Origin of the sequence: Acidisoma sp. PAMC 29798 (assembly GCF_030252425.1) — a bacterium.
GTDB classification, from domain to species: domain Bacteria; phylum Pseudomonadota; class Alphaproteobacteria; order Acetobacterales; family Acetobacteraceae; genus Acidisoma; species Acidisoma cladoniae.
The window spans coordinates 3,183,243-3,198,099 of sequence record NZ_CP126994.1 but is presented as its reverse complement, the minus strand read 5'-3'; the positions used below and the strand labels follow the sequence as shown (position 1 = coordinate 3,198,099).

Here is a 14,857-nt window from a genome sequence, read left to right as displayed (position 1 = left end):
CGTAAAAATCCCGGGCGGAGGCTATGGTGATCGTCCTCGCGGTTGATAGGCGCCGCCGCATGGGTCACGACTGGCGCCCAAGATGCAAGTCTACAGGCTTTCATCAAAACGGAGATGCCGCATGGAACCACGCACCGGCTCGGTCCGCTATATGCTGGCGGACGGCTTCCACCATATGGCCACCGCCGAGTGGGGCGCGGCCGATGCACCGCCGGTCATCTGCGTTCATGGCCTGACACGCCAAGGGCGGGACTTCGACCGGTTGGCGGAGGTGCTATCGGCGGACTTTCGGGTCATCTGTCCCGATCTGCCCGGCCGTGGGCATTCGGACTGGCTCAGTGACCCTGGCCTGTATCACCCGGCCTCCTACGTCCACGCCCTGACGCATCTCTTGGCGGATATTCCGCGACCGGTCGGCTGGGTGGGCACATCGCTCGGCGGCATTTGCGGCCTGATCCTGGCCGCCCAGCCTGGCACACCCATCGCCCGTCTGGTTCTGAACGACATCGGACCCGTCATTCCCGTCGAAGCCCTGGCGCGCATTCGCGACTATATGCTGCCGCCGCCTGAATTTGAGGATTTCGCGGGCGTGGAGGCGTATCTGCGCATCGTTCACGCCCCCTTCGGCGTGCCCGACGCTGAAGCCTGGGCTACCATGGCGCGGCATTCCGCGCGGCGCCTGCCCTCAGGCAAACTCACCCTTCATTACGACCCCGCGATCGCCATTCCAATCCGGGCGGAAGAGCCGAAAGCGGTGAATCTGATGCCATTATGGCAGAAAATCGCCATTCCGAGGCTCACGATCAGGGGCGAGACCAGCGATCTTCTGTTGCCCGAGACATTTGCGGACATGGAACGAAGCGGCTCCCGTGGTCTGGTCGTTCCGGATGTGGGCCATGCGCCGTCCCTCATGGACGAGAAAACCATCGACGCCATCCACGTGTTTTTGAGAGAAAACGAGCGTTTTTGAAGGGGCTTTCAGAACAATACGCCCTGAATGCATAGCGGAGCCCGGTCCGTGCATCATAATTTCACTTGCGCCTGGGGGGCGTGGACCTCATAACCCGCCCCCTTGGCCCCAGGGGGCATGCCATGAGGGCATGTACCAACAGGCTATCTGCTGGTTGAGGGAGCATGCGATGAACGCACTTGCCCGACTGGGGATGGTCTCGGATTTCCCGAGCGAGAACCAGACGTCTGTTGTCACCGCGACTGTTGCGGAGGAGCAGAAGGACTATTGGATCGAGCGTGACGGGCAGAGGTTTGCCGGCATGCATCTGCTGGTGGATCTTTGGGGGGCAACCAATCTCTCAGAGTTGGATCATATCGACCGCGCCTTGCGCGAGGCCGCTGTGATTGCCGGTGCGACGATCCTGCATTCGCACTTCCATCACTTCACGCCAAATGGTGGCGTGTCGGGTGTACTCGTGTTGGCGGAGAGCCATATCTCCATCCACACCTGGCCCGAGAAGAACTTCGCCGCGATCGACATCTTCATGTGCGGCGATTGCAACCCGCATCTCGGCATTCCTGTGCTTCAGGCAGCCTTCGAGCCGACGCGGATCGATCTGGACGAACAGCGCCGCGGCAGCGCCGGAGCGTAAGCTCCGTTCTTCCCTCTTACTTCACAATCAGACCCATCCTTGGCTCCTAAAGTCATGGGTGGGTCTTTCTGTTTTGTCGCCGGAGCATCCCCATGGCAACTGATACCTGGCTGAACGAAACCCTGTATCCCGGTTGGGGCCAGAGGTTCCGCGTGACCCGCGAACTGGCGCGCGTGCAAAGCGACTTCCAGGACATCGTGATCTTCGAGAGCGAGAGCCATGGGCGCGTCATGGTGCTCGACGGCATCATCCAGATCACTGAGGGCGACGAGTTCGTCTATCAAGAGATGCTCGCCCATGTGCCGCTGCTGGCTCATGGCGATGCGAAGAATGTGCTGATAATCGGCGCCGGTGACGGCGGCGTGCTGCGCCGCGTGCTGGAGCATAAGGGCGTCGAACGCGCCGTGATGGCTGAGATCGACGGCGAGGTCATTCGCCTCGCCAAGGAGTTCCTGCCGAACATCGCAGGCGACGCCTGGACCAATCCGCGTGGCGAAGTGATCGTGGGCGACGGCATCGATTACGTGCGGCGCGCGCCGGACGCGAGCTTCGATGTCATCATCGTCGATTCGACCGACCCGATCGGCGTCGGCGAAGTGCTGTTCACCGATGAGTTTTACGAGAACAGCGCGCGCATCCTGACCGCCAACGGCTTGATCGTGAACCAGTGCGGTGTGCCCTTCATGCAAGCCGACGAGCTTCGCGAAACCAGCCTTCGTCGCCGCCAATTCTTTCCCCATGTCGGTGCCTATATCGCCGCCGTGCCCACCTATGTCGGTGGCTATATGACGCTCGGCTGGGCCGGCAAGCAGCCTGGGGTCGCGACCGTTGATGTCGCCACCATTCGCGCACGGGCTGAGGCCGCCGGCATTCTCGGCACCACGGGCTATTGGACGCCGGAGATTCACGTCGGTGCCTTCCAGCTCCCGCCCTATATCGCCAAGCATCTTCCGGCCTGAGGCCATCTTCCGCTGCGCGGGGATGACGGTCATCCTCACGCGGTGATGATGGAGCGTTCGCGATGCCGCCTTTGATGTATCTGTGGATTGCTTTGGGCGGTGCCTTGGGCAGCGTCGGCCGGGCCTGGGTCGGGGTCGTGTCCGTGCGTCACATGGGGACCCACTTTCCCTGGGGCACCATCCTCATCAACGTCCTGGGCTCGGCACTGATCGGCGTCGTCGCAGCGACCGCCTTGTCGTCCAGCCGCACCATCCTCAACACCGAGACGCGCATCTTCCTGATGCTGGGTGTCTGCGGCGGCTTCACCACGTTTTCCTCGTTCAGTCTTCAGACCTTCGAATTGCTGCGCGAGGGACGCACGGCGGCGGCTTTCGCAAATATCGGTCTGTCGGTGGTCCTCTGCGTGTTGGCGACGGCGGCCGGGTATATGGGCACGGCGGCTTTGGTGGCGCGGTAGCTAATTGGTGGAATGCGCTTCGCTGTTCCACCCTACGAGGGCAATCGCGACGCGTAGGGTGGAAAAGCGAAGCGCATTCCACCACGCGACAGCGACGCTCAAACCCCGCGCAGAATAGCTCCGGCCAGGTAAAGGCTCCCGCAGATCAGCACCCGCGCCGGCGCCGTTTCTTCCGCCGCCAGGCGCCGCAGCGCCTGCGACACGGTTCCGCCCGAGCGCGCGATGCCGCCCGATGCCGCGATGACCTCATCCACCGACAGCGCCAGATGCTGGTCGGGCTCGGCCACGGCCCAAACCGTCTTCGCATAGGGTAGCAGCGGCTTGAGGAACTCCGCCGCGTCCTTGCCCTGCTTCATCCCGATCACCAGATGCAACGGCCGGTCGGCCCAATCCTTGAGATGTCGGGCGAGGGCGACCCCAGCGCCGGGATTATGGGCGCCGTCCAGCCACAGTTCCCAATCGTTGGGCAGAAGCGCCGCGAGACGGCCATCCAGGCGCTGCATCCGCCCGGCCCATTCGACCTGCGTTAGGCCACGCTGGAACGCAGCGTCTGGGAAGGTGAGACCGGAGGCACGCAGCGCCGCGATGGCGATCCCGGCATTGTCGTGTTGATGCAGGCCGGAGAGGGACGGCAGCGGCAGCGCGAGCGATCCCGCCGCATCGGTGAACCGCAGCCCGTGGCCGCTCGGTTCGATCTGCCAATCGCGGTCGCGGGCCAGAAGGGTCGTGCCCTTTGCCCGCGCGAAATCGGCGATCACCGCCAGAACCTCGGGCTTCTGCTCTCCAGTCACGACCGGCACGCCACTTTTGATGATGCCCGATTTCTCGGCGGCAATGCCCGTCAGCCGGTCGCCCAGGAAATCGCGGTGGTCGATCGAGATCGAGGTGATACCGCAGGCGGCAGGGCGCGCGATGATATTGGTCGCGTCGCCTCGGCCGCCGAGGCCGACTTCCAGAATACAGAGATCGGCAGGGTCAGCCGCGAAGAGCAGAAAGGCGGCGGCTGTGATGACCTCGAAGACGGTGATCGGCGCCCCGTCATTGACCCGCTCGACCTGCTCTAGCGTATCCGCCAACCGGCGGTGGTGAACCAACCCATCCGTCAGGCGAATGCGCTCGTTGAAATCGATCAGGTGGGGCGAGGTATAGACCTGCACGTGCAGGCCGGCGGCCTCTGCAATCGCACGGGCGAAGGCGCAAGTGCTGCCCTTGCCATTGGTGCCGGCGACATGCAGCACCGGCGCTAGCCGCTGCTCGGGATTGCCGAGCTTAGCGAGCAAGCTCAGCAGCCGATCCATGCTGAGATCGATGGCGCGGGGATAGAGGCGGAGCAAACGCTCCAATATACCATCCACGCGGGGATCGAGGCTGCGTTCCCGCGAACTCATAACAGCGGTGGACATCGTTTTGGCCTTAGGCAGCGAGGTCCGTCGCGGCTGGTGCGACCGGTGCCAGCAGGCCGACAAGACGGGACAAGGTCGCGCGCATTTCGAGGCGGTTGATGATCATGTCCACAATGCCGTGCTCGAACAGATATTCCGAGCGCTGGAAGCCTTCGGGCAGCTTTTCGCGCACCGTCTGCTCGATCACGCGGGCGCCGGCAAAACCGATCAGGGCGCCGGGTTCCGCGATCTGGATATCGCCGAGCATTGCGAAGCTCGCGGTAACGCCTCCGGTGGTCGGGTCGGTGAGCACCACGATGAAGGGCAAGCCCGCTTCCTTGACCATCTGCGTGGCGATGGTGGTGCGCGGCATCTGCATCAGGCTGATGGCGCCTTCCTGCATGCGTGCACCGCCGGAGGCCGTGTAGATGATGAACGGCGCCTGCTGCAGCACGGCGAGCTTGGCGGCGGCGACGATTCCTTCGCCGACGCCGGCGCCCATGGAGCCGGCCATAAAGTCAAAGGCCATGGCGGCCACGACGGTCTTGCGGCCGCCGAGCAGGCCGTGGCCGACGACGATCGCTTCCTCCAGCTTGGTCTTTTCCCGCGCATCCTTCAGCCGGTCGGAATACCGCTTCTGGTCACGGAAGCGCAGCGGGTCCTGTGGTGCGCGCGGCGTGTCGATGATCGTGAAAGCGCCGTCATCGAAGGTCCAGGCCAGACGTTCCCGCGCCGAGGCGCGCATGTGGTGGCCGCAATGGGTGCAGACCTTCAGGTTCGCATCCAGATCGCGCTGGAAGATCATTTGCTGGCAGGCCGGGCACTGATGCCACAGATTCTCGGGCACATCCTTGCGGCCGAGCAGGGTGCGAATCTTGGGGCGAACGAATTCGGTGAGCCAACTCATGAGTGTCGCTCCTTAGGCCGCGGCGCGCACGCCACGGACGGCGGCGGCCAAATCCCGCACTTGGTCCAGCACAAGGTTCGCCGTGCCGGGCTTGGCGCGGCCGTTCTCGTCGAGGCTCTTCGCCAGAGTCTCAATAAGCGCCGAGGCCACCACTGCGCCATCGGCGATGGTGGTCGCTTCCGCCGCCTGGGCAGGCGTGCGGACGCCGAAACCGATGGCAATCGGCAGGTCACTAAAGCGCCGAATCCGAGGGATGGCGGCGGACAGATCGGACGTCGAGGCGCTGCGGGTGCCGGTAATGCCCGCAATCGCGACATAATAGATGAAGCCGGAACTGCCTTCGAGGACATAAGGCAGCCGTGCGTCATCCGTGGTCGGCGCGATCAGGCGAATGATGTCGAGACCTTCGGCCTGGGCAAAGGGCGCCACAAGGTCGGCTTCCTCGGGCGGCAGATCGACCGCGATCAGGCCATCGACGCCCGCTATGGCCGCGTCCTTGCAGAAGCGCTCCGGCCCATAGGCCACGATAGGGTTGAGGTAACCCATCAGGATGATAGGCGTCGTCTCATCCACCTGGCGAAACTTCGCGACCATGGCGAGGGTGCCCACCAAGGTGGCGCCGGCCTTCAACCCGCGTTGGCCGGCCAGCTGAATGGTCGGGCCATCCGCCATCGGGTCGGTGAAGGGCATGCCGATTTCGATGAGATCGGCGCCCGCCGCCGGCATGCCGTGCAAAATGGCGGTGCTGGTGTCGAGGTCCGGGTCATAGGCTTCGAGGAACGGAATAAGCGCCCCACGCCCCTCGCGCTTCAAAGCCGCGAAACGGGCGGCGATTCGGCTCACAGCGTGACCCCGGTATGGGCGGCCACAGTAAAGATGTCCTTGTCGCCGCGTCCGCTCATGTTCATCAGGATGATCTCGTCTTTACCCATCGCACCGGCGATCTTGCCGATCTGCGCGAGGGCATGGGCGCATTCCAGAGCGGGAATGATACCCTCGACCCGACAACAGAGCTGGAAGGCCGCCAGCGCCTCATCGTCATTGATCGGCACGTATTCCACGCGTTTGGTGTCGAACAGAAAGGAATGCTCGGGTCCGATGCCAGGATAGTCGAGGCCGGCGCTGATCGAATGCGCTTCCTGGATCTGCCCGTCCGCCGTCTGGAGGAGATAGGTCATGTTGCCATGCAGCACACCGGGCGTGCCGCGCGCCATGCTGGCAGCATGCTGCTCGGTATCGACGCCATGGCCGCCGGCTTCGACGCCGATGAGGCGCACGGAGGGCTCATCGAGGAAGGGGTGGAACAGGCCGATGGCATTCGAGCCGCCGCCGACGGACGCGATCGCGACATCCGGCAAGCGCCCCTCGGCCTCGAACAACTGCGCCTTGGCCTCATTGCCGATGACGCATTGGAAGTCGCGCACCATGGCAGGGTAGGGGTGCGGACCTGCCGCCGTACCGATCAGGTAATAGGTGTCGTCGACATGGGCGACCCAATCTCGCATCGCCTCGTTCATGGCGTCTTTGAGCGTGGCGGAGCCAGCCGTGACGGCTTTGACCTCGGCGCCGAGGAGCTTCATCCGGAAGACGTTTGGCTTCTGCCGCTCCACATCGACGGCGCCCATATAGATCGCGCAGGGCAGGCCAAACAGAGCGCAGACGGTGGCGGTCGCGACGCCATGCTGGCCAGCCCCGGTTTCGGCAATGATGCGGGTCTTGCCCATGCGGCGCGCGAGCAGAATCTGGCCCATGCAGGAGTTGATCTTGTGCGCGCCGGTGTGATTGAGGTCTTCGCGCTTGAAGTAGATCTTCGCGCCGCCGAAATGCGCCGTCAGGCGCTCAGCGAACCAAAGGGCGCTCGGGCGCCCGACGTAATTCTTGAGATAGCCATCCAACTCGGCCTGGAAGGCGGGGTCGTTCTGCGCGGCCTCATAGGCCTTCCCGACGTCCAACACGAGCGGCATCAAGGTCTCGGCGACGAAACGCCCGCCATAGACGCCGAAGCGGCCGCGATCGTCCGGGCCATTGCGAAGGCTGTTCTGACCTGATGACGGGCCAGAAAGCGACGTATCGAAGTGCTTGTTCACGGAACCCCCTGCTCGCGCCTCTCATACTCCGCGTGGCCGGCTGCCGAAAGACCTGCCGGGGCGTTTCGTGACGCTTCTATGAAGGACGTGATGAGAGCCGGATCCTTCACCCCTGGATGTGTTTCCACGCCTGAGGAAACATCGACGCCCTTGGTTCCCGACCGGGCGATGGCCGCGGTGACATTGTCCGGTGTCAGGCCGCCGGCCAGCAGCCAGGGCAAGCGGGGGTACCAACCGGCCAGCAGGGACCAGTCGATCGCTGTCGCGTTGCCGCCGGGGCGGGTGGCACCGGGCGGTGGTTTGGATTCGATCACCAACCCGTCCAGGCCCTCCGACTCACGCTCGACGGCGGCGAGATCGGCGCGGCTGGAAACACCACGCGCCAGCCAGACGGGCCGGCCGAAGCGGCCCCGGATCTCCCGCGCGCGGTCGGGCTCAGCATAGATCTGGAGGATATCGAGCGGCATCACGGCTAAGACGGCGGCAATCTCGTCGAGCTTCGGCTCGACAAAGAGGCCAACGGTCGGCGTCGCATCCGGCTGCGTGGCGCGGATCGCGGCGGCCTGGGCAGCCGTCACGACGCGGGGCGAGCGCGCGAAGAAGACGAAGCCGGCGTAATCCGCCCGCCCTGCCACGACGGCGGCCAGGGCCTCGGCGCTGTTGATTCCGCAGATCTTAATCCGCATCACAGGATATCCGCAGCGATTGCGGCGGCAGCCAGGGCCGGGTCGGCGGCGGCAGTAATCGGGCGGCCGATCACCAGCCAGTCTGCACCGGCAGAGACGGCCTCACGCGGCGTCATGGTCCGTGCCTGATCACCGGCGGGCGCGCCTTCGGGGCGAATGCCCGGCACGACCAGAAGCGGGTTCGGCCCGATATGGCGGCGAAGCATCGCCACTTCCTGCGGGCTGCATACCAAGCCATCGGCCCCGGCATCGAGGGCGAGCTTGGCCAGGCGCAGGACCTGCTCGGAGGGTGATCCCATCACGCCTGTCTCAGCCAATGCGGCGGCTGACAGGCTGGTGAGCACGGTGACGGCCAGCAGCTTCGGCCGCTCAGGGCCGCCCGCGTCCGCCGCGCGGCGTGCGGCTGCGATCATCGCCGCGCCGCCCGCCGCATGCAGCGTCAGCATGCGCGCGCCCAAAGGCAGAATGGCCGATACGGCGCCCACGACGGTATTAGGGATGTCGTGCAGCTTGAGGTCGAGAAAGACCGGCCGGTCCGTGACGGCCCGAACGCCGGCGGGACCATGCGCCATGAAGAAGGCGAGGCCGAGCTTCATCAAGCCGCAATGGGGCGCGAGCGACCGGGCCCAGGTCTGCGCAGTGGCGAGATCCGTCGTGTCGAGCGCCGCGATGATCCGGTTGGGCAAGGTGAGCGCCCCCGATCAGACTTCGGGGGGCGGCAAGGCAAAGGTGGGCGATGTCTGCCGCAGCTCGGCCTGCGCCAATTGAGCCTGCAGGCGGGAGACTGCGGCTTCCGCGCGTCGGGCGCGGCGGCGGAGGCCAAGATGCTCGACCCAAACCACGGCAGCGCCGAGGAAGAAGGCGAGCGCCATGCCGACCAGGATGGCCGCCGACAGCGGCACCTGCGCGCTGTAATCGGTTGGCCAGAAGCCGAGCGAAACCGCTTCACGGTTCGACAGTGCGAACAGCACGAGAATGAGAACGACGATCAGGGCCGGGATGAGACGGAACATGCTACTTTATTCTACAGTCTGAGCCCGCCGGAAAGGTCAGCCCTCGGCGCGGGCCTGCCGTCGCTGACTTGCCGGGGCGCCTTTGTTGACGCGGCCGCGCAGTTCCTTGCCCGCCTTGAAGAAAGGCACGACTTTTTCATCGACCGGAACCGATTCTCCGGTGCGCGGATTGCGCCCTGTGCGCGCCACGCGCTGTTTGACGGTGAAGGCGCCGAAGCCGCGTAACTCCACCCGCTCGCCGCGCGCGAGCGCCTGACTTATTTGGTCGAAGATCGTCGCCACGATCAATTCAACGTCACGGCCCGTCAGATGAGGGTTCGAGACGGCGAGCGCTGCGATCAGCTCGGATTTCGTCATTCGGCTGGTCTTCACCCAAATTCTAAAACGATGCGCGCAACGTCTTGACCGATATCGGTCTCGCTATCCGAACGCATCGTCGAGGGCGTGTCAGACCCCTGAAGGCTGCCAGACCGCCCAGGCGCCGTCAAGCGTAAGTCGTTGGGAAAACAACAGATTTGCGATGCCGCCGATCTTGAGGCCGAGAAACGACAAGCCGCCGCTGTTGTCCTTCACCTCACGGGTGGGCAAGCTGCTTGGCACCTGGTGTGCGCTGGCGAGCCAGTCGCGGGCGTCGCTTTCGCCGCCGATCGCGTCGATCAGGTGCAGCGCCAGGGCTTGATGGCCCGAATAGGCGCGACCATCGGCGAGGGCGAGCACCGCCGCGCGGTCCATGTGACGGCCCTGAGCGACCATGTCCACGAACTGGCCATAGAGATCCATCAGCAGCGATTGCAGCGCCAGCCGCCCTTGATCGTTCAAGGGCGCAGTCAGGCTCGGCTGACCCTTGAGCGGGCCGGAGACGAGCGTCTGCACATCGATCCCGAGCTTGCCGAGCAGGCCTGACAGCTCGGGCGCTTCCATCAGCACGCCGATCGACCCTGTGATGGTCGAATTGCGCGCGAAGATACGGGCGGCGGGCACGGCGATCATATAGCCTGCCGAGGCCGCCGTGCCGCGCATGACGGTGACCACTGGCTTGGCCCGCGCCACCTTCGCGATGGCATCGTGCAGCGCCTCACCCCCCGCGACGGAGCCGCCGGGGCTATCGATCACCACCATCAGCGCCACCGCGCGTGGGTCGGTCGCCACACGCGCCACCGCATCGGTGCGTTTCTCGTCATCGGTGATGATGCCATCGACGTGCAGCACGGCGACGTAGCGGCCGAATTGCAAGGTCGCCACGCCATGCCCGAGGAAGGCGCAGATCGCGATCACCACTGCTAGGATGGCGATGACGCGCCAGGTGATGAGCCCGCGCTTGAGCCGCCGGCGATCCAGAATGAGGTCGGTCTCGAGGCTCATTTTCATTCCCGTCTACTAAGGCGGTTCTCCGCTTGGTGATGCATCCCGAGGGAAGCCGTGGATCCTCGGCCTTCGCCGAGGATGACGGGTGCTCGCGGGGGCAACACCGACAAACTCTCATCAATTCGTTTTGTGTTCAGAATAGAAAAGCCCCGCCGTCAATGGGACAGCGGGGCCATTAGGAGGTCGCCGATGTGAAGAGAATCACCCTCTTCCTGTTCCGTCTACGTTTTCTTGGCTTTCAGCTAAAACTGAAAATCGGGTGGCGTAGCTAGAGCAGAAGGGGTGGAGGACTGCAGATCCTTCACCCCATCGGCGATCCTTACTAAGCCAGTCTGGCGTTAATTTTCAACGACTCTTCGCGCAGTGCAAACGCGCCCAACAAAAAAGGCCGCCGGTGATGCTTTCGCACCGCCGGCGGCCCGTTCTGAGCGGTAGAGGTTTAGGTATCGGACTGCTGGTTGCGGCGACGGATCGCGGCTCCCAGGATATCGCCCAAGGAAGCGCCCGAGTCCGCGCTGCCGTATTCCTGAACGGCCTGCTTGTCCTCGTCCATTTCCTTGCCGCGGATCGTCAGCGCCAACTTGCGGGCGGCGCGATCGACGGAGAGGATCTTGGCATCGACCTTCTCGCCGACGGCGAAGCGGTCGGGGCGCTGATCGCCCTTGTCGCGGGCCAACTCGGCGCGGCGGATGAAGCCCGTGAGGACGTCATCGACCGAGACCTCGACGCCATTGGCCTGAACGGCCGTGACGATACAGGTGACGATGTCGCCCTTGTGGACGCGATCGAACACGCCGGCCGCCGGATCATCGCGAAGCTGCTTGATCCCGAGGCTGATGCGCTCCTTCTCGACATCGACGTCGAGCACCTTCGCCTTGATGATATCGCCCTTGTTGTAGTTGGCGATGGCGGTCTCGCCGGCTTCGTCCCAAGACAGGTCGGACATGTGGGCCATGCCGTCGATGTCTGCGGTGATGCCGATGAACAGGCCGAATTCCGTGATGTTGCGGATTTCGCCCTCGATCTCGGTGCCGACCGGATGCTCCTCGACGAACTGCTCCCAAGGATTGCGCTGAACCTGCTTGAGGCCGAGCGAAATGCGGCGCTTGCCGGCATCCACGTCGAGCACCAGCACGTCGACTTCCTGGCTGGTCGCGACGATCTTGCCGGGATGGACGTTCTTCTTGGTCCAGGACATTTCCGAGACGTGCACCAGACCCTCGACGCCGGGCTCCAACTCCACGAAGGCGCCGTAGTCGGTGATGTTGGTGACGCGGCCCGAATACTTCGCACCAGGCGGGTACTTGGCGGCGACGCCTTCCCAGGGATCGATCTCAAGCTGCTTCATGCCGAGGCTGATGCGCTGAGTTTCCTGGTTGAAGCGGATGACCTGCACCTTGACGGGCTGGCCGATCTGCAACGCCTCGGACGGGTGGTTGATGCGGCGCCAGGCGATGTCGGTGACGTGCAACAGGCCGTCTACGCCGCCCAGATCGACGAAGGCGCCGTAGTCGGTGATGTTCTTCACGACGCCGTCCAGGATCATACCTTCCTTAAGGCCCTGGATCAGTTCGCTGCGCTGCTCAGCGCGGGTCTCTTCGAGAACGGCGCGGCGCGACACGACGATGTTGCCACGGGCGCGATCCATCTTGAGGATCTGGAAGGGCTGCGGCGTGCCCATGAGCGGGCCGACGTCGCGCACGGGGCGGATATCGACTTGGCTGCCCGGAAGGAAGGCCACGGCGCCGCCGAGGTCGACGGTGAAGCCACCCTTGACGCGGCTATAGATGGTGCCGTTGACGCGCTGGTTCGCGGCATGGGCCTTCTCGAGGTTCGACCAAGACTCCTCGCGGCGAGCCTTCTCGCGCGACAGAACGATGGTGCCGTCCCGGTCCTCGTAACGCTCGACATAAAGCTCGACCACGTCGCCGATGGCGACTTCGGGCTTCTGACCCGGGGGGCCGAATTCCTTGAGGGGGACGCGGCCTTCGCTCTTGAGACCGACATCGACGATAACGGCATCGTCGGTAACGCGAAGCACGCGGCCGGAGACGACGGAACCGTCAAACCCGGTGTCACGGCCAAGGGTCTCATCGAGAAGGGACGCGAAATCCTCCTCCGCCGAAAGATCGCGTTCGCGGAGGGCGGCACTGGCTGACATGTGGCTATTTCTGTCCTTGATCAGATGGCGCGGGGTAAGCCGCGCCGGGGTCTGCGCGCCACAGCCTGCGGGACCATCCCGGGCGGACACGGCTTGCCCGCACAATGGCGGACCGATGAGATGCGCGCCCGTCCGTTACAGCGACGGTATGAGGAGCGCGTGGCGGAGAGATACGCCGACGCGTGGTCAAGTCAAGCGAAAGGCGGATGACGGGGCGTTGCCTGCCGTCAATCCCGGTCTGCGCCAAGCTTCCAGCGGACAATCGCCTCGGCTCGGGCTAGGGCCTCATCGGCACTCAAGTCGCTGGTATCGAGGATGACCGCAGTCTCGGCCGGTCGCAGCGGTGCCGCCGCGCGGCTGCTGTCGGCTTCGTCCCGTGCCGCCATGTCGGCGCGGACGATCACGATATCGGGCACCACGCCGTGACGCGCGACAAGCTCCCGATATCGCCGCTGGGCGCGAACCTCCAGGCTGGCGGTCACGAACAGTTTGACCGGCGCATCCGGCAAGACCACCGTGCCGATATCGCGGCCGTCGAGCACCGCGCCTTTGGCCGCGAACTGTCGCTGAAACTCCAAAAGCGCCGCGCGCACTTCTGGTACCGAGGCGACAGCCGCAGAGGCGGAATCCGCAGCGGGCCCGCGCAAGTCGGACCGCTGAAGGTCCGCCGGCACCAGTGCGCGCGCGGCTTGGGCGGCAGCCATTGGGTCGGCAGGGTCTCCGTCGCCATCGAGCACCCGACGGCCGACGGCGCGATACAGCAGCCCCGTATCAAGATGGGGAATCCCGAGGATGGCCGCGAGGCGACGTGCAAGGGTGCCTTTGCCGGAGGCGGCGGGTCCGTCGATCGCGACTGTGATGGTCATGCGGCGGCGATATCGGCGCCGAGGCCGCGCATCAGGTCGGCAAAGCCGGGGAAGCTGGTTTCGATGAAGGCCGCATCATCCACCGTGACGGCGGCGCGGCAACCAAGGCCGAGAACGAGCGCGGACATGGCCAGCCGGTGGTCCATATGTGTGAGCACGATACCGCCGCCGGGCGGCGGGCCGCCCATGCCATGGACGATCAGGTCGTCGCCCTCAATTGCGACGACGACGCCGTTGGCGGTGAGCAAGGCGGCGGTGGCGGCAAGGCGGTCGCTTTCCTTGACCCGCAACTCCGACAGGCCGCGGAAGCGGCTGACGCCAGTGGCAAAGGCGGCTGCCACGGCCAGAACCGGAAATTCGTCGATCATGCTGGGCGCGCGGCTGCGCGGAACCTCGACCGCCTGCAGCGGGCCGTGGAGGACGGTGATGTCACCCACCGTCTCGCCCCCTTCGACACGTTCGCCCGTGATGCGGAGGTCGGCCCCCATCTCCCGCAGCGTGGCGAAAAGACCGGTGCGGAGGGGATTGAGGCCGACGCCGGAAATTGTGATCTCGGAACCCGGCACGATGAGGGCGGCAACCAAGGGGAAAGCGGCGGAGGAGGGATCGCCGGGGACCAGGATATCGGCCGCAACCAAACGCGGCTGACCGGTCAGTCGGATCACGCGCCCTGTACCTGCAACCTCCACAGCGACCTCGGCCCCGAAATGACGCAGCATATTCTCGGTGTGGTCGCGCGTCGCTTCCGGCTCTTCGACGGTGGTGACGCCCGCCGCGTTCAGGCCCGCGAGAAGAATCGCTGATTTTACCTGAGCGGAGGCGACGGGAAGGCGATAGGTCAGCGGCTGGGTTTCGGCCGCACCCTCGATCGCAAGCGGCAAGCGGCCTCCGGCGCGGCCAGTGAAACGCGCGCCGCAAGCGGCGAGCGGATCGGTCACGCGGCGCATCGGGCGACTGCGCAGGCTGGCATCCCCCGTCAGCACGGCAAAGATCGGGTGGCTGGCAAGGATGCCGCAGATCAACCGCGCCGCCGTGCCGGAATTGCCCATGTCCAGCACATCGGCGGGTTCAGTCAGATTGCCGCGCCCCTGACCTTCCACATGCCAGGCACCGGGACCGTCCTGCACCACTGTCGCGCCGAGCGCGCGCATGGCGGCGGCGGTGCGCAGAACATCCTCGCCTTCCAGCAATCCGGTGATCCGCGTGCGGCCCTGCGCAAGGGCACCGAACATCAACGCGCGGTGGCTGATGGATTTGTCACCCGGAACGGTGATGCGGCCGGACAGAGGGGTGGCCCCTGGCGTCGCGCGAAAGGGTCGCGCCTGAGCGGCGGGCGCCGTCGAATGATCCATGGGTATCTCGTCAAGCC

16 protein-coding genes are annotated in these 14,857 nt (G+C 65.1%); 4 read left to right on the top strand and 12 right to left on the bottom strand.

All coding sequences use genetic code 11. The annotated features are described in order from the left end of the window. Positions 1–121 precede the first annotated feature (121 nt). From QP803_RS15435 to crcB, 4 genes are all read left to right on the top strand, one after another. Positions 122–970, top strand: coding sequence for an alpha/beta fold hydrolase (locus QP803_RS15435; RefSeq protein WP_284944366.1), 849 nt, complete (start codon positions 122–124; stop codon positions 968–970). 169 nt (positions 971–1,139) lie between these two features. Continuing rightward, a complete protein-coding gene (gene speD, locus QP803_RS15430) occupies positions 1,140–1,604 on the top strand; it encodes an adenosylmethionine decarboxylase (RefSeq protein WP_284944365.1) in 465 nt (154 codons plus the stop codon). 92 nt (positions 1,605–1,696) lie between these two features. Next, a complete protein-coding gene (gene speE / locus QP803_RS15425; RefSeq protein ID WP_284944364.1) occupies positions 1,697–2,563 on the top strand; it encodes a polyamine aminopropyltransferase in 867 nt (288 codons plus the stop codon). Positions 2,564–2,625: 62 nt separating this feature from the next. Continuing rightward, positions 2,626–3,021 carry a fluoride efflux transporter CrcB gene (gene crcB, locus QP803_RS15420; RefSeq protein ID WP_284944363.1) on the top strand — a complete coding sequence of 132 codons (396 nt, stop codon included), beginning with the start codon at positions 2,626–2,628 and terminating at the stop codon, positions 3,019–3,021. Positions 3,022–3,119: 98 nt separating this feature from the next. Here the strand turns inward: crcB and QP803_RS15415 are convergent, their stop codons facing one another. The 12 genes from QP803_RS15415 to aroA form a co-directional block, all read right to left on the bottom strand. Continuing rightward, positions 3,120–4,424, bottom strand: coding sequence for a bifunctional folylpolyglutamate synthase/dihydrofolate synthase (locus QP803_RS15415; protein ID WP_284944362.1), 1,305 nt, complete (start codon positions 4,422–4,424; stop codon positions 3,120–3,122). A 10-nt stretch (positions 4,425–4,434) separates the two neighbouring features. After that, entirely contained in the window at positions 4,435–5,310 is an 876-nt protein-coding gene (gene accD, locus QP803_RS15410) for an acetyl-CoA carboxylase, carboxyltransferase subunit beta (RefSeq protein ID WP_284944361.1), read from the bottom strand. Positions 5,311–5,322: 12 nt separating this feature from the next. Then, positions 5,323–6,153: a tryptophan synthase subunit alpha gene (gene trpA, locus QP803_RS15405; protein WP_284944360.1), complete on the bottom strand. Its 831-nt coding sequence runs from the start codon at positions 6,151–6,153 to the stop codon at positions 5,323–5,325. Next, complete coding sequence (trpB, locus tag QP803_RS15400) at positions 6,150–7,397, bottom strand: tryptophan synthase subunit beta (protein ID WP_284944359.1); 1,248 nt, start codon at positions 7,395–7,397, stop codon at positions 6,150–6,152. Before trpB ends, trpA begins: the two co-directional genes overlap by 4 nt. After that, positions 7,394–8,083, bottom strand: coding sequence for a phosphoribosylanthranilate isomerase (locus QP803_RS15395; RefSeq protein WP_284944358.1), 690 nt, complete (start codon positions 8,081–8,083; stop codon positions 7,394–7,396). The genes trpB and QP803_RS15395 overlap by 4 nt, the downstream gene beginning before the upstream one ends. Beyond that, a complete protein-coding gene (pyrF, locus tag QP803_RS15390) occupies positions 8,083–8,769 on the bottom strand; it encodes an orotidine-5'-phosphate decarboxylase (protein WP_284944357.1) in 687 nt (228 codons plus the stop codon). Before pyrF ends, QP803_RS15395 begins: the two co-directional genes overlap by 1 nt. A gap of 15 nt (positions 8,770–8,784) precedes the next feature. Next, complete coding sequence (locus tag QP803_RS15385; RefSeq protein WP_284944356.1) at positions 8,785–9,096, bottom strand: lipopolysaccharide assembly protein LapA domain-containing protein; 312 nt, start codon at positions 9,094–9,096, stop codon at positions 8,785–8,787. Positions 9,097–9,132: 36 nt separating this feature from the next. After that, positions 9,133–9,453, bottom strand: coding sequence for an integration host factor subunit beta (gene ihfB / locus QP803_RS15380; RefSeq protein ID WP_284944355.1), 321 nt, complete (start codon positions 9,451–9,453; stop codon positions 9,133–9,135). Positions 9,454–9,543: 90 nt separating this feature from the next. Beyond that, positions 9,544–10,458, bottom strand: a complete 915-nt coding sequence (gene sppA / locus QP803_RS15375) for a signal peptide peptidase SppA (protein ID WP_284944354.1) — start codon at positions 10,456–10,458, stop codon at positions 9,544–9,546. A 442-nt stretch (positions 10,459–10,900) separates the two neighbouring features. Beyond that, positions 10,901–12,622, bottom strand: coding sequence for a 30S ribosomal protein S1 (gene rpsA, locus QP803_RS15370; RefSeq protein WP_284944353.1), 1,722 nt, complete (start codon positions 12,620–12,622; stop codon positions 10,901–10,903). A 227-nt stretch (positions 12,623–12,849) separates the two neighbouring features. Beyond that, positions 12,850–13,488, bottom strand: a complete 639-nt coding sequence (cmk, locus tag QP803_RS15365; protein WP_284944352.1) for a (d)CMP kinase — start codon at positions 13,486–13,488, stop codon at positions 12,850–12,852. Beyond that, positions 13,485–14,840 carry a 3-phosphoshikimate 1-carboxyvinyltransferase gene (gene aroA / locus QP803_RS15360; protein WP_284944351.1) on the bottom strand — a complete coding sequence of 452 codons (1,356 nt, stop codon included), beginning with the start codon at positions 14,838–14,840 and terminating at the stop codon, positions 13,485–13,487. The genes cmk and aroA overlap by 4 nt, the downstream gene beginning before the upstream one ends. Positions 14,841–14,857: the final 17 nt, after the last annotated feature.

Excerpts from the sequence above, each read along its gene's own strand:
- QP803_RS15415 (WP_284944362.1), bottom strand. The coding sequence starts at position 4,424 with ATGTCCACCGCTGTTATGAGTTCGCGGGAACGCAGCCTCGATCCCCGC.
- cmk (WP_284944352.1), bottom strand. The coding sequence starts at position 13,488 with ATGACCATCACAGTCGCGATCGACGGACCCGCCGCCTCCGGCAAAGGC.
- aroA (WP_284944351.1), bottom strand. The coding sequence starts at position 14,840 with ATGGATCATTCGACGGCGCCCGCCGCTCAGGCGCGACCCTTTCGCGCG.
- speE (WP_284944364.1), top strand. The coding sequence starts at position 1,697 with ATGGCAACTGATACCTGGCTGAACGAAACCCTGTATCCCGGTTGGGGC.
- QP803_RS15395 (WP_284944358.1), bottom strand. The coding sequence starts at position 8,083 with ATGCGGATTAAGATCTGCGGAATCAACAGCGCCGAGGCCCTGGCCGCC.
- speD (WP_284944365.1), top strand. The coding sequence starts at position 1,140 with ATGAACGCACTTGCCCGACTGGGGATGGTCTCGGATTTCCCGAGCGAG.
- ihfB (WP_284944355.1), bottom strand. The coding sequence starts at position 9,453 with ATGACGAAATCCGAGCTGATCGCAGCGCTCGCCGTCTCGAACCCTCAT.
- rpsA (WP_284944353.1), bottom strand. The coding sequence starts at position 12,622 with ATGTCAGCCAGTGCCGCCCTCCGCGAACGCGATCTTTCGGCGGAGGAG.
- accD (WP_284944361.1), bottom strand. The coding sequence starts at position 5,310 with ATGAGTTGGCTCACCGAATTCGTTCGCCCCAAGATTCGCACCCTGCTC.
- QP803_RS15385 (WP_284944356.1), bottom strand. The coding sequence starts at position 9,096 with ATGTTCCGTCTCATCCCGGCCCTGATCGTCGTTCTCATTCTCGTGCTG.
- QP803_RS15435 (WP_284944366.1), top strand. The coding sequence starts at position 122 with ATGGAACCACGCACCGGCTCGGTCCGCTATATGCTGGCGGACGGCTTC.
- crcB (WP_284944363.1), top strand. The coding sequence starts at position 2,626 with ATGCCGCCTTTGATGTATCTGTGGATTGCTTTGGGCGGTGCCTTGGGC.
- sppA (WP_284944354.1), bottom strand. The coding sequence starts at position 10,458 with ATGAGCCTCGAGACCGACCTCATTCTGGATCGCCGGCGGCTCAAGCGC.